The 14,254-nt window shown below is 71.9% G+C and carries 10 protein-coding genes; 6 read left to right on the top strand and 4 right to left on the bottom strand.

Annotated elements, in window-relative coordinates; translation table 11 throughout:
* Window positions 1-3: 3 nt before the first annotated feature.
* Genes BB334_RS05970 through BB334_RS18415 form a run of 3 tightly spaced genes read left to right on the top strand, consistent with a single transcriptional unit; the run spans window position 4 to window position 7,480 of the window.
* Window positions 4-1,851 carry a hypothetical protein gene (locus BB334_RS05970; RefSeq protein ID WP_158014363.1) on the top strand — a complete coding sequence of 616 codons (1,848 nt, stop codon included), beginning with the start codon at window positions 4-6 and terminating at the stop codon, window positions 1,849-1,851.
* Window positions 1,848-3,857 (top strand): ATP-binding protein, encoded by a 2,010-nt coding sequence (locus tag BB334_RS05965; protein ID WP_083200303.1) that lies wholly within the window; start codon window positions 1,848-1,850, stop codon window positions 3,855-3,857. The genes BB334_RS05970 and BB334_RS05965 overlap by 4 nt, the downstream gene beginning before the upstream one ends.
* Entirely contained in the window at window positions 3,854-7,480 is a 3,627-nt protein-coding gene (locus BB334_RS18415) for an eCIS core domain-containing protein (protein ID WP_068805626.1), read from the top strand. The genes BB334_RS05965 and BB334_RS18415 overlap by 4 nt, the downstream gene beginning before the upstream one ends.
* Here BB334_RS18415 and BB334_RS05955 read toward each other — a convergent pair.
* The 3 genes from BB334_RS05955 to BB334_RS05945 form a co-directional block, all read right to left on the bottom strand.
* The gene (locus BB334_RS05955) at window positions 7,477-7,815 is read right to left on the bottom strand and encodes a hypothetical protein (protein WP_068805623.1); all 339 of its coding nucleotides are present in this window, start codon (window positions 7,813-7,815) and stop codon (window positions 7,477-7,479) included. The two genes, BB334_RS18415 and BB334_RS05955, sit on opposite strands and share 4 nt — an antisense overlap.
* 199 nt (window positions 7,816-8,014) lie before the next feature.
* On the bottom strand, window positions 8,015-8,371 hold the full coding sequence (locus BB334_RS05950; protein ID WP_068805620.1) for a hypothetical protein: 357 nt from the start codon (window positions 8,369-8,371) through the stop codon (window positions 8,015-8,017).
* A gap of 22 nt (window positions 8,372-8,393) precedes the next feature.
* On the bottom strand, window positions 8,394-10,073 hold the full coding sequence (locus BB334_RS05945) for a hypothetical protein (protein ID WP_068805618.1): 1,680 nt from the start codon (window positions 10,071-10,073) through the stop codon (window positions 8,394-8,396).
* Window positions 10,074-10,508: 435 nt separating this feature from the next.
* Between BB334_RS05945 and BB334_RS05940 the strand changes: the two genes are divergently transcribed.
* The 3 genes from BB334_RS05940 to BB334_RS05930 all read left to right on the top strand — a co-directional run bounded on the left by BB334_RS05940 (window position 10,509) and on the right by BB334_RS05930 (window position 13,078).
* A complete protein-coding gene (locus BB334_RS05940) occupies window positions 10,509-11,486 on the top strand; it encodes a sigma-54 interaction domain-containing protein (protein WP_068805616.1) in 978 nt (325 codons plus the stop codon).
* 92 nt (window positions 11,487-11,578) lie between these two features.
* Entirely contained in the window at window positions 11,579-12,070 is a 492-nt protein-coding gene (locus BB334_RS05935; RefSeq protein ID WP_068805613.1) for a globin family protein, read from the top strand.
* A 78-nt stretch (window positions 12,071-12,148) separates the two neighbouring features.
* Entirely contained in the window at window positions 12,149-13,078 is a 930-nt protein-coding gene (locus BB334_RS05930; RefSeq protein WP_068805610.1) for an ATP-grasp domain-containing protein, read from the top strand.
* Between the two features lie 90 nt (window positions 13,079-13,168).
* Here the strand turns inward: BB334_RS05930 and BB334_RS05925 are convergent, their stop codons facing one another.
* Window positions 13,169-14,164: an LLM class flavin-dependent oxidoreductase gene (locus BB334_RS05925; RefSeq protein ID WP_068805608.1), complete on the bottom strand. Its 996-nt coding sequence runs from the start codon at window positions 14,162-14,164 to the stop codon at window positions 13,169-13,171.
* Window positions 14,165-14,254: the final 90 nt, after the last annotated feature.

The raw sequence follows: 14,254 nt of genomic DNA, 5'->3' as shown, positions 1-14,254 counted from the left end.
TCGATGCCCGCGGAACGCACGGTCAGGCGGTTGAAGCTGCGTGCGCCGGATGCGGCGCTCGCGCGGCGCGCGCAATTCCTTCTCGAGGATGCGCTGCGCACCGCGAGTCTGCCGGGCGAGGGCGCGGCGGTGGTGCTGGTGCGGCGGATCGCATTGCCGCCCATCCGTGCCGCCGCCACCCCGCATGCGGTGGCAGCGGCGCTCGAGGCGAAGTGCCGGCAGCTCGCGCCGCTGCGGGTGGACGGCGGGGCGGCCGAGGTCGAGCTCGAGGCGGCCGCTGCGGTGCGTTTCGACGACACGGCGCATGCATGTCGCGAGCTCGCCGCTCGCGTGCTGCGTGGAGAGCGGCCGCGCGCCTGGTGCTGGCCGCTGGCGGTGAAGGGCTATCGGCCGGGAATGGGCGCCAGCGCGGCCCTGCGCACGATCCTGATGACGCTCGCCGCGCGTGACGAGGCGCCGGCGGCCGTGCCGCCGTGGTGCGAGGCGGTGGTGGCGGGCGGCGGCGCGCCGCGCATGCTGGCGGCGCTGACGACCGACGACGCCGCGGTGTTGTTGCGCGTGCTACCGGCGCACGCGGCCGCCAATCAAGGGTCGGCCGTGGCTGCCTCGCGGCAGGGCTTGGGCGTGGCCGATCCGGCGCGCGCGGCGGCGCGAGACTGGGGGGAGGCGCTGGCCTGGGCCGCCGAGGCTTTCTCCCCGCAGGACGACCGACTGCGCTGGTTCGCGGCGCTGGCGGGCGGATGCGCGGGCGTCCCGCCCGCGCCGGTGGCCGGACGTGGAGCCAAGGCGGAGGCGGTGCGGGTGCGCATGGGGCGGGCGGAGCCGCACGCGGCGCTGGCGTCCGGTGGCGGGGGGGAGGAGGGAGGGGAGCCGGAATCGTCGCAACCGGGCGCAGGCACGCGGTCTCAGCGACTGGGCGCATCCGCGCGCGGCGTCGAGGCGCGCTCGGGCAGGGCACGGAGGCGGCAGCGCGGCAGCGTCGAAAACGAGAAGATCGATGGTGGCCGGGTGGCCGTCCGGGAGGCGTCACGGCGGGGGCGAGGCGATGTGGAGACGGCAGCCGGGGCCGGTCCCGCAACGGCGGCTGCCGGCCGTGCCGCCGGCCAGGACTTGCCGCCGGACGCGGGCGGCCAGCGAGCGCGGCGACGGCCACGCACCGGTCGAATGCAGGACCTCTCGCGGGCGCTCTCGAAGGCGCGCGCGCGGACGCTCGGCGAGGGCGGCGGGGTTGCTTCGCTGACGCCTGGAAGCGGAGCAGCGGCGACGCCGTCAGCCCCGCGCGCAGGCGGTGTCTGGCCGCAAGCGCGAGCCTCGTCGGGCGTGGCGCTGCAGGCGACCGCGGCTGGCGGGCTCCTCTTCCTGTTGCCGCTGCTCGAAGCGCTGCGCTTTCCCGCCTGGCTGGCCGCGCGCGTGGAGGTCGAGCGGGCGAGGCTGGCCGCGCGTCTGCTCGGCGCCGTGCTCGACCGCCTGCGCCTGCCGATCGACGATCCCATGCGCTGCCTGACCGCGGCGGCGGTCGAAGGCGGGGTGCCGTCGAAGCCCGGCAGCCGGCTTCGCGCAGCGCGGCAGTCGCGATCGCGGGCGAGCGCTAGCGATGCGGCGGTCGATGCCGAACTCGCCGCCTGGCTCATGCGTTGCCGGCGCTGGCTGCGGGGCGTGGCCGGAATCGGACTCGCCAGCCTCGTCCTGCGTCGCGCCCTGGTCGCGATCACGCCCACCCATGTCGATGTGTGGCTCGCGCTCGATGTGGCCGACATCCGCATCCGGCGCGCGGGGCTGGACCTGGATCCGGGCTGGGTGCCGTGGCTCGGGCGGGTGGTGTGCTTCCACTATTGCAGGGAGCGGGGATGAATCAGCCGGGACCTCCGCAGCGGAATTGGCCCGCCGGGCAGGCTGCCCCGGGGGTTTCGCTGTCTCTTGCCGAGATCGCCTTGGCGCTGCTCGCGCCGGAGGAGGGGGCTGGCGCGCCAGCCACGCCGGAGGCCGCCTGGCTGGCGCAGCGCGCGGCGGCGGTAGCGGCTTTCGCGCGCGATCGCGGTCTCAGCGCGGAGTCGCGCGCGGGCGAGGTGCGCCTCGCGCTCGCCGCCTGGCAGCAAGCGCCGCCGCCCGACGACGCCCTGCTGCTCGAGCTGAGCTCGCGTTACCGCCTGAGCTTCGCGGAGAGCGTGGCGCTGGCGCTGGCGCAGGCCTGCGAGTTCACGCCGATGGTGGCCCGCGTGCTGATCTGGTTGCAGCAGCCGGTCGCCGAAACGCGGCCGACCGCGGGGCTGGTCGACACCTTGAGCGGGCGTGCCGGCGAGCCCAATGGGCTCGTGCGGCTCGCCGCGGGGGCCGCACGACGCCACGGCATGCTGGAGTCCGGTCCTGAGAGTCGGCCTTTCTGCGAGCAGTGTCTTACCGCACCCTTGCCGCTGCTGCTTGCACTCGGTGGTCACGAAGGCTTGCCGGCGGGCGTGGAGCTCGATGTCGAGGACATGCCGGCCTTGCCTCCTTCGGTGCTGGACACGGCAAGGCGGCAGGCGGCAGGCCTGATGCAGGGGGGCGCGCGCGTGCTGGTCGTGCGCAGCGGACAGCAGAGCGAGGCGCGTGCCGTGGCTGCACGGGTGGTGGGCGCCTTGGGGGCGCGTGCCGCGTTCATCACTGGCGAGCCGCCGCGCGGGCTGGGGCCGTGGCTCTGGCTGCGCGGCCTGGTACCGGTCCTGCCGCTGACGATGGCGCCCGGCGAGCGTCGTCGCCTGCCGTCGATTGCCGGTCATCACGGACCGGTACTCGTGGTTTGCGGGCTCGACGGGAGCATCGAGGCATCCGGCGCGGTCGTGCAGTGGCGCGTTCCGATGCCGTCGTCGGCGGAGCGCATCACGCTGTGGCGCATGGCGCTGGGCGAAGACGCGGACGCAGAGCGGCTCGCGACCGAGCACCGCCACGCCGCTGGCCGCATTGCCGAGCTCGCCCAGGCCGCGCGCTCGGCGTCGGCGCGTGACGGGGAGCCGTTGTGTGCGGGACACGTCGCGCGCGTGGCTCGCGCGGGCGCCGGGGTGGACCTCGGGGCGCTGGCGGAGCTGCTGCCCGACGACATTCCAGACGACGCGCTGGTGCTGTCGGCGGAGCCGCGTCTCGCCCTGGAGACGATGATCGCCCGCTGCCGCCTCCGTGACGAACTTGCGGCGACCCTGGGTGCGGCGGCGCGGGTGCGTTATCGGCCGGGCGTACGCGCGCTCTTCGTCGGCCCTTCGGGCACCGGCAAGACGCTCGCTGCAGGCTGGGTCGCCACGCGGCTGGGCCTGCCGCTCTACCGGGTCGATCTGGCATCGGTCACCAGCAAGTACATCGGCGAGACGGAGAAGAATCTTGCCGAGCTGTTCGCACGCGCGGAGCACGCCGAGGTCGTGCTGCTGTTCGACGAAGCCGATTCGCTGTTCGGCAAGCGCACGGACGTGAAGGATGCGAACGACCGTTTCGCCAACCAGCAGACCAACTACCTGCTGCAGCGGATCGAAAGTTTCGAGGGCATCAGCATCCTCACCAGCAACAGCCGTGCACGGTTCGATGCCGCGTTCACCCGCCGGCTCGACGCCATCGTCGAATTTCCCTCGCCCGGCCCCGAAGAGCGTCGGGCCCTGTGGGTGGCGCATCTCGGTGAGCGTCACCGCCTCGACATTGCGGCGCTGAACAGGCTGGCAGCGGGCTGCGACCTGGCGGGGGGACACATCCGCAACGTGGTGCTCGCCGCCGCCGCGCTGGCGCGGCAGCGCGGCACCGAGATCGATGAAGCAGCGCTTCGGGTGCCGATCGCGGCCGAGTACCGCAAGCTCGGCAAGCCGGTGCCGCCCGGCCTGCAGCCCGGAGCCGGACCGTGAGCGCGAAGCACCCCCTTGCGCCGGCGCCGGCACCGGAGCGCGCCGCGCCGGCCGAGCTTCGCGGCACCGACCCGGTCACTGACGGGGTGGCTGCGAGCAGCGGCCTGCCGCGCTTCATGAAGGGCGAAGCGGCACCGGGCGTGCCGCCCGAGGAGGATGTCCGCAAGCTCGCGCTGGGCGACTCGCACGAACTCGGCTCGAGGGAACAGAGCGTGTTCCGCGAGCGTCTCGGTGTCGATCCGGCGGCAGTGCGCATCCACGATGGGGCGCCGGCCGCGGCGGCGGCGCGCACCCTCGGCGCACGGGCATTTACGGTCGGATCGCACATCGCTTTTGCCGCTGGCGCCTATCGACCCGACACGGTGCGCGGCCATTTGCTGCTGGCGCACGAACTCGCCCACGTCGCACAACAGCGCGATGCTCGAGGCGGAGTCACCGCGCTGCAAGCGGATGTACGGGCCGAACGTGACGCCGACCGTGCCGCGCTGTCCGGAGCCTCGCCGCAGGTTCGTCTGCCGCGGCGGGGCCTGCAGCGCTTTCCGGATGGCGGCTCTGCGGACGAACTCATCGATCGATTCACGTCGTGGGGCAATCTCGACGAAGAGGGGCTGGGACAACGACTGTTCGACCTCGCCTGGATGAGTCCGAATCACTACCGCTTCGTCGTCGCAGTGATGGACGAGCTCGGCTGGGGGGATCGTGACGACGTCGCGAGTGCCTTCGTGCGCCGGGCGCGCGACGACAATCTCGATCTCTTCGCCACCGACGAGACGGGTCGGGCGATGCTGCGCCGCCTCAAGCGCGAGCTGACCGGCGGCATCACCGTCGTACACGAAGGGGCGGAAGCGATCCGGCTGCACCACGCGCTGCGCCGCGCGGAGGGCGCGGCCGCGGGCGCCACGCGAGCGGCGGAGGTGATGACCGCGGCGGCCGAGCGCGGCCGCGCGGCGACGCTCGACATCGCGATTCCGGCGGGGCTGGGGCCGGCCGAGATCGACGACCGCCTGCGGCTGCTCGATCTGCTGCTCGAACGCATCCGCGCCGCGCACGTGGACGAGGACGATGTGCTCGATGCTGTGGAGCAACTGGCGCTGCGGGTCGACATCGAGCGCGCCACGCTCACCACGATCGTGGTCGATCCCGCGTGGGCGGCGCGGCGCATCGCGATCGTGCTCGAAGTAACCGAGCGCTGCGCGCGTACCCTGGACAACCTGGGGGTGATGCTCGCCACCTACGCCGACATGAGCGTGCTCGGCGCCGCGAGCCCGCCCTACGTGGAGCTGACCGGCCGCGTGCGCGAGGCGTATCTGGCCGCGCTGGCGGCGGGCATGGATGAGGACGCGCTCGAGAAGCTGTCGATTGCCGAGGCCCTCGGGGCCGCCCTGCCGCGCGCGTTGACCGAAGTCGACCTCGGCATCCTCGCTCACCGTCACGCCGGGTACACGCTGACCGAAGGCTACTCGCAGGAGATGGTGGCCTGGGTCGAATGGGTGCGGGATCGGCTGGGGCCGCTCGAGGCCGAGGCGCATGCGCTGGCCGCGGCACGCGAGCACGGCGAGCCCGAGCTCGACGTACGGGCGGCCGAGTTCGCCGACAACGCTGCCTTGCTGCAGTACAGCATCGCGGCGATCGGGGACTGGGAGCGGGCGCTGCGGGTATGGGAAGCCCTGGTCGGCGGCGGTAACGTCATTCTCGGCGCCTACGAGGACGTCAATGCGATCCTGCTTCGCTGCCAGGCGATGCGCGATGCAGCCTATGCGGGTGATGTCGAGGATCTGCGCGAGCGGCTCGAGCGCCACCAGTCCGACCCTGCGGTCGAGCGCTTCTACCGTGCGATTCCGCTTTTCATCGGCGCCTCGGCGATGCTGGTGGGGATGGGGATCGTACTCACCGCCGCCGTGTTGTCGGCGGGCGCCGGGGCGCTGGTCGCCGGGCCGGGCGCCTCCACCACCGCCGTCGCCGGGTCGGTGGCGATCGAGGCGCTGACCTTCACCACGGTGAGCCGCGGGCTGTCGGGCGTCTTCGCCCCGCCGCCGCGCATTCCCTTCCTGCTCGATCTGGCGCTCAACATCGGCCTGTTTTCCGTGCTGCGGGCGATGGGCTCGGGCATCCGCAGCTTCCTCGGCGCGCGCGACCTCGCCGCGCTGACCGGCGTGGCGACGCACACGGCGGCGTACGGGGTGCTCAGCGGCTGGGGTGTGCTGCACTTCCGCCTGGAGGAGGGGCGCTGGCCCGACGCTGACGAGATCGCGATCATGTCGGTCCAGAACCTCGTCATGCTCGCGGGCATCGCGGTGGCTTCGCGTGCGGTCACGCGGGCGATCCACAGCCACCGCCAACTGCGCGCGCTGGAGAACTTCAACGCACGCTACGGCGCGCGGGTGGCCGCCATCGAGCTCGCGCGCACCGAACTGCGCACCCGCTTCGCGGCCGAACTGGCCGCGGGTCGCGGCGACGACGCGAACGTGACGGCCGAGCTGCGGGCGGAGGCCGAGGCGCTCAATGCGCGCATGCGTGATCTGGTCGAGGAGGTGCGCAATGATCCCGCCATCGGGATCGCCGAACTGCGCAGCGCACTCGCCGATCGCGCCATCGACCGCGCCGCGGTGGGGGGCGAACTGCTGGCGCGCACGCTGGGCGTGGCCGAGCGCGTCGGGCTGCAGCGGGCAGGCGGCGCCAACCTCTATACCTACGAGGCCGGCGCGACCGAGCCGCTGGTGGAGCGGCTGGTTGAACTCGGGGCGTCGGTGTCCGATTCGGTGGATGCGAGCGGGCGGCGTACCGTGGTGGCGGAGATCGAGGGGCAGGCGCCGATGTTGTTCGTCGAGCGCGCCGTCTCGGCGGAGCTCACCGCGCGTCTGGCCGAGCTCGCCGGCCTGATCGAGACGCCGGGAACGACCCGGGCGGAGCGCCAGGGCGTGATCGGGAGCCTGCGCACGCCGCACGGCGCCGAGCAACGCGGCGAGCTGGAAGGCTTCGTGCTCGATACGGTGCTGGGCGAGAACCAGCGCGCGTTTGCCGACCTGATCACCACGCTGCGCAGCGAGAACCCCGACATCATCGTCGGCATGGAGCAGGGTGGCGCCTTCCTCGCCGACGTGGTGGGCAGCGGGGACGCCGTCCTCGGGCCGCGCGTGCGCCACATGGCGGTGCATCTCGATGCGGCGGGCAAGAAGTTCGACGGACCGGCGATGCAGGCGGAGTTCCGCGCGCTGATCGATCGCGAGGGGGCGAGCCGGATCGCGATCGTCGATTCGTACATGGGTGGGACGACCGCCAGTGCGCTGCGCGACCAGGTGCTGCAGCCGCTGGCACGCACCGATCCCGGCGTCCGCTTCGATGTGCACTGGATGCGCGAGACGCTGGGCTTCGAAGCCGGTGGGACGATGGGGGCGCTGCGCGGCGCACCGCGCCGTTCGGCGCCGGGGGGCGCGCAGATCGAGGTGGATCAGCGGCAGATGCGCCTGGTGCTCGGGGACGACATGCAGATCGTCTACACCCGGGACAGCCGGGAACCGATCACGATCTTCGATCGCGACGGCCGCATCGTACGTGCGGAATATCCGCGCCCGGGCGAGACCACGCGCGACGTGCTGATCCGCTTGCTGCGGCCTGCGCCCTAGGCATCGTCGGGCAGGGTGGCGACACGGATCAGGCCGAAGGTCTCGAGCACGGCGTCGAGCTCCGGGTCGCCGGCGGGGGCGACGTCGAGGTCGTAGGTGACATTCACGTTCAGTGCCGGCAGACGGCCGCCGGTGGCGCGATCGGTGAATTCGGTCGGAACGTCGAAATCCTCGATGTCCTCCTCGTTGGCGAAGGCGATCACCTGCCAGCCCAGCCCCGGCCGCCGTGAGGCGATCTCCCGGATGTGCTGCCCCAGGGTGCGCATCAGCGCCACCGCGGCGTCGCGGTCGTGGCAACCCTGCGTGGTGGCGTAGACCCTCGTTTCCAGATTCATGCCCGCTCCTCCTGCGTTGGCGGTCGTCGCGTTGCGGCCTGCTCCCGGGGTGGTGGCGCGATGGGGCACACGCCGAGGAAGGTGTGGCAGGGAGTCGCCCTATTGAAGCACAGGCGCTCGCGTCCGGCCGTATTGCATCGAAGCGTGCTGCCGCGGCGGCCGCGACCGGCACACTGACCGCCTTCGCCTCCTCAGGCCGCTAGCGCGCCGGCTCGATCGACTCGACTTCGATACAGGGCCCGCCCATCGCCGACGCCTGGGGCGGGTCGTCGGGGTTGCGGGGCATGTTCCTGTGATAGCGCCCGGTCACGCGTACCGGCTTGCCGAGGAAGCGCGCAATCTCGGCCTGCGGGCGAATCGCTTTCGGGCTCCAGAAGGGATCGAGGAACGGACCGAGGCCATCCTCGAGTTCGATGCGCACCGCGCGCGGCGCGGCCGAATAGTCGATGCCCGGCACATCCGGGAAGTGGCAGTAGAGGCCTGCCACCACGATCCGCTCGCCGTCCCGCGCATTGCAGGCGGCCAGCGTGGAGCAGGTCGGCGGGGTGTGATTCATGGTGCGTTCCGGTGGCTGCGCGCTAGCGGTCGAACTCGGCGGTAGTGTGGTATTCGGCGTCGTCCCTGGGTCGGTTGTCGCTCACCGGGCCGTTCCGCAGGTCGATGTCCGAGATGAGATCGTCCCAGATCACATCCGATTCGTAGACCTTGACGCTGATCGTGCCGCTCACCGGCACCAGCGCGCTGAGTGGAATCCAGAAGGTGTTGCGGTCGCCGCCGCGCATGTCCAGCGCGCCCGTCTCGCGCGAGCGGCCGCCATGCGCGGCACGGACATAGACCTCATCGGTGCTCTCCTGCGCACTGACGACTTCGACGGTGACCCTGATCCAGCGCGTGCGCAACTCGGCGTCGAGCGCCATTCGCTCGCCTTCCTGGGTCGCCGCCGCGCGGCGGGTGATCAGGTCGGCGGTACTCAGCGCCGGCGTTCCCGGCGTGTAGGCGGACGGGTCGGCCGAGGTCCGGGTGGGGATGGTCATGCTGCCCATGCCCGGCGCACCGACGCCGACGCCTTCGCGTCCCGTGCCCTCCGCCCAGCGTTCGTGCCAGGTCTGACCGGCCTTGGACGGCGGCCCGTACATGTCGAAGTACCACAGCAGGTTGCGCGTGCCGTAGGTCGTGCCCGGGCGGGCGAAGTTCTCGAAGGTGACGCGGTCGCCGCCGGCGACGAGGATCACGCCGCCCCAATGGAAGTTGAAGCCGGCGGTGGAGAGCGCATCGTTGCGCACCGACATGTAGGACTCGCCGACGTTCGGCGCGGCATGTCGGTCGAGGCCGTGCGCCTGGGCGAACGCATCGCGCGCGGCCGGATCCATCGCCTCGTAGGCCGCCCGTGCGGACGCCGGATCCGCGCCCAGGCCGGCCCCGACGAGGACCTCGTCGCGGATGCTCGTCGTCCCGCCCGGGCTCGTCTCGCGCTCGGTTCCACCGCCGTCGCGGTAGATGCCGCGCGCCGGCGTGTCGGTGCCGGCGATCCCCTGCACTTCGCGCGACATGCGCCCGCAGTCGCTCCACACCTCGCCGCCGGCGGTGGCCGAGCGCACCTGGGCGATGCATTCGACCGTCGATCTGACCCCGCTGCCGTCGGGCGCGGATCCGCTCGGGCCGGCGGCGCCCGGGCGCAGCCGGACGCCGGACTGCTTCGCCCGCAGGATCAGGTCTGCCGACGCGATCAGGGCGGGGTCGGCATAGCACACGTGGCGGTCGGTAACCGAAGTGACCGCGAGCCCGTTGTCGGCAACGCGCGCGTCGCTACCGATCATCCACTGGCTCGTCGCGGTCTGCGTGGCGGCCGGTATCTCGGTATAGGGCCGCAAGGCGGGCGCCACGCTGCTGCCTCGTGCGCCGAGCAGCGGACGCGGGCTGGTGCCCGAGACGACGGCATCGGCGACCGCGTGGGCGTGCGGCTCGGCGCCCATCCCCGCATCGCGGGTGCGCCCCGCATGCTGGAGCTGGTGTGCGGCTTCGTGGGCCGCGACATGAAGCGCGGGCGTCGGGGTGGCGAAGTGGCTCACCTCGCCGTCGGTGAAAGCCGTAACGCCAAGCCTGGCACAACCGGCCCGGTCGTGGATCGACACGCCCGGAATGGCGAGACCGGTCGCGGCCTGGATCGCAGCCGCGTGCGGATACGTCATCGCGCCAGGCGGCCGTGCCTCGGCAGCGCGCTCGGACGCAGTGCCGGTTGCACTCAGGAAGATCGGCATGCCCTTCCGGCTGGGCGAACCGTCTTGAACGGATCGCCCAGCGCCCGGCCGCGCCGTTTCTCTATCCCGGGATCTGGACAGGGTCGCCTGCATGCTTGCCCTCCTTTGCTTGATTCAAGACCCGCCGTGCCGAGACTGCAAGTCGCGCGCAACACCTGTCGTGCACCCATGCGCGTGAACAGGGCCGGATGGAGTCAAGGCGCTGTGTAAAGCGCCTTGACCTTGGGGAAAGCATATTCCACATTGAATCAGGGTGCTCGCATTGGGTAATCGCACCTGCCCCGTGGGGCAGGTCGGTCGGGAAAAGCGCGCGTTGGCGTCCGTCCAGGGCGCACGAGAAGCGGGGGGGCCATGTCCGGAAGCGGGGGAAACCGAGAAGCCCCGTCGGATCGATCCGAGCGGGAGACAGAACGCAAGCAGGCTGGAACCGACGAGATGCTGGTCGGGCTGGGGCTGCTTGGGCGCTCACCCGTTTTCGCCGAGGCCTTGCGGCTGACCCGCCGCTTCGCCGAAACCTCCGCCCACGTCCTCGTCCAGGGCGAGACCGGCACCGGCAAGGAACTGGTGGCGCGGGCGCTGCACTACCTCGGCGACCGCCGCTTCAAACCCTTCGTGCCGGTCAATTGCGGCGCGCTCCCGGACAACCTGATGGAGAACGAGCTGTTCGGCCATGGGCGCGGCGCCTTCACCGACGCGCGCGAGCGCCAGCGCGGCCTGATCGCGAGCGCCGAGGGCGGCACGCTGTTCCTCGACGAGATCGAGTGCCTGTCGCTGAAGGGCCAGGTGGCGCTGCTGCGCTTCCTGCAGGACGGCCGCTACCGTCCGCTCGGCGGGCATGAAGAGCTTCGCGCCGATGTGAGGGTGATCGCCGCGAGCAACCAGGATCTCGGCGAGCTGGTGCGCGGCGGGCAGCTCCGCCATGACCTCTACTACCGCCTCGCGATCATGGCGATCGAGCTGCCGCCGCTGCGCCGGCGCGGCGGTGACGTGCTGCTGCTGATCGAGCATTTCCTCGCCCGATTCGCGCACGAGTACGGCCGGCCGCAACCGCGGCTGAGCGAGGCGGCGAAGGCCGCGGCGCTCGCCCACGACTGGCCGGGCAACGTGCGCGAGCTGGAGAACGTGGTGCACCGCCAGTTCCTGCTCGCCGAGGCGGGCGTGGTGAGCCTGGCGCCGCCGGCGGTCGCCCGCGCGGGCGGCGCGCGGGACCAGGAGCGCCGGATCGACTTCAGCGGCATGGACATGAAGCTGGCGAAGGCTGAGGTCATCGCGCGCTTCGAGCGCGACTACCTCGAGCAGGCGATCGCGCTCACCCGCGGCAACGTCTCGCTCGCCGCCCAGCACGCCGGCAAGGAGCGGCGCGCCTTCGGCAAGCTGCTGAAGAAGTACGGGATCGACCGCAGCCGTTTCTAGCGGGTGAGAACCACGTCACATGAACCGGAGGCGAATTGCCCAATCATGGCGGGCGCATAACAACGAACGACCCCCTTCACGAGGACACCGCCATGACCCCCGCACAGATTGCCTTGGTAGAACAATCCTATGCCGAAGTGAGACCGATCGCCGGGCTTGCCGGCAAGCTGTTCTACGAGCGGCTGTTCGAGATCGCGCCCGAGCTCGCGCCCCTTTTCAAGGGTGACATCGAGGAGCAGGGCCGCAAGCTGATGGCGGTGCTGACGACCGCGATCAGCCTGCTTCGGCACCCGGACCGTCTGCAGCAGGCGCTGGAGGATCTGGGACGCCGGCATCGCGCCTATGGCGTCGATGCCGCGCATTTCGCCCCGGTAGGCGAGGCCCTGATCTGGACGCTCGAACAGGGCCTGCAGGACCGCTTCACCCCCGAACGGCGCGAGGCCTGGCTGGCGCTGTATCAGGGCGTGACCGCGACCATGCTGCGCGGCCTGAATGGCGCGGAGGAGATGCCGTCGCACCTGGCCGCGCGCCGCCACCCCCAGCCGTGGTGGCAGCGGCTGGTGTTCTTCTGGCGGCGCGCCTGAGCCCGTCCGGGGTTCGCCCCGAGGGGGGCGCTCGCGCCTGCTAGAATCGGCGGCCGTTCCTCCGCCATTCGCAGTGTGATGACCGCCCCCGCCATCGACGTCCTCATCCTCACCGAGGAGCGCTACCGCGATCCCGATCCGGCTGACTGGTATCAGGGGCAGATCGCGCGCGAGGAGGGCTTGCTGGCCGAGGCGCTCGCGGCCCAGGGTCTGGTCGCGGCGCGCCGGCCGTGGTCCGATCCCACGGTGGACTGGCGGCGCTGTCGCAGCGCGCTGTTTCGCAGCACCTGGGACTACTTCGACCGCTTTGCCGAGTTCTCGTCGTGGCTCGGACGCGTCTCGGCGTGCACCCGGCTGTTCAACCCAGCCGATCTGATCCGCTGGAACATCGACAAGCGCTACCTCGGCGAGCTGGGGCGACAAGGCGTGGCGATCGTGCCCACCCGCTTCGTCGAGCGCGGCGAGGCGGCGACGCTGGCCGGGGTGATGGACGCGTGCGGCTGGACGGAAGCGGTATTCAAGCCGGTGGTGTCGGGCGCGGCGCGGCTGACGCACCGGGTGCGCCGCGAGCGGCTTGACGCACATGAGGCGCTTTTCGCGCGCTGCGTGGCGGCCGAGGCGATGATGGTGCAGGCCTTCGAGCCGGCCATCCTCGACGAGGGCGAGCTGTCGCTGGTGGTGATCGCCGGACGCACCACCCACGCGGTGCGCAAGACCCCGCGCGCGGGCGACTTTCGCGTGCAGGACGACCACGGCGGCAGCGTGCATGCCCACCTTCCCAGCGTCGAGGAGTGCGTCTTTGCCGAGACGGCGGTCGCCGCCTGTCCGTCGGCGCCGGTGTATGCGCGGGTCGACGTCGTCCGCGGCGCCGACGGCGGGCTGCGCCTGATGGAGCTCGAGCTGGTCGAGCCCGAGCTGTTCTTTCGCTTCCATCCGCCGGCGGCGCAAGCGCTCGCCACCGCGATCACCGCCGCGCTTGGGGAAGACAGCCGCAGGGCAACCGCATGACGTGCCGGCGATGTCCGCCGTCATCGCCCTGGGGGCAGGGCGCCTACAGAGGGCATCGGCCGCGCCGCGCCGAGCAGGGATCAGCGGCAATCAGGCGGCCTTCAGGCCCCAGACCTCGGCAGCGATCTCGTAGGAGCGCAGGCGCGCCTGATGGTCGAAGATCTGGCCGGCGAGGATCAGCTCGTCGGCGCCGGTTTCGGCCCGGATGTGCTCGAGGCCGGCGCGCACCGCCGCCGGGTCACCCACCGCGGAACACGAGAGCGCCTCGTCGGCGTAGCCGAGCTCGCCCGGCCCGAACTCCTTCTCGATGTCGCGCGAGGGGGCCTCGAGCTGGCCGCGCACGCCGCGCGCCATGTTGGCGAAGCGCTTGCGCGCCGAGCTCAGCAGGTACTCGGCTTCCTCGTTGGTGTCGGCGGCGACGACGTTGGCCCCCACCATCACGTAGGGTTCGTCGAGCACTTCCGACGGCTTGAAGCGGCTCCGGTAGACGTCGATCGCGCGCATCAGCATGCGCGGCGCGAAATGCGAGGCGAAGGCGAAGGGCAGGCCGAGGTGGGCGGCGAGCTCGGCGCTGTAGGTGCTCGAGCCGAGCAGCCACAGCGGCACCTCGAGGCCGGCGCCGGGCACCGCGCGCACCGCCTGGTCGGGCTCGGCCGGCTTGAAGTAGTGCTGCAGCTCGAGCACGTCGTGCGGGAAGCTTTCGTCGCTGCCGGCGAGGTGGCGGCGCAGCGCATGCGCGGTGCGCTGGTCGGTGCCGGGCGCGCGCCCGAGGCCGAGGTCGATGCGTCCCGGGAACAGGCTTTCGAGCGTGCCGAACTGTTCGGCGATCACCAGCGGCGCATGGTTGGGCAGCATGATGCCGCCGGCGCCGACGCGGATGCGCTCGGTGGCGCCGGCGATGTGGCAGATCACCACCGAGGTCGCGGCGCTGGCGATGCCGGTCATGTTGTGGTGCTCGGCGAGCCAGTAGCGGTTGTAGCCCCAGCGGTCGGCGTGCTGGGCGAGGTCGCGGCTGTGCGCGAGCGACTCCGCCGGCGTGCTGCCGACGGTGATCGGGGAGAGGTCGAGGATCGAGAGCGGGATCATGGGCGAAGGTCGTTGCAAAGGGAGAGGAGCGCATTACGCCACAGCGCGCCGGCGATGGCCAGTGCCGAAGATCCGCAGTGAGGTGTGCGG

Source organism: Thauera phenolivorans, assembly GCF_001696715.1.
GTDB classification, from domain to species: Bacteria; Pseudomonadota; Gammaproteobacteria; order Burkholderiales; family Rhodocyclaceae; genus Thauera; species Thauera phenolivorans.
This window is presented reverse-complemented; position numbering and strand designations above follow the sequence as displayed.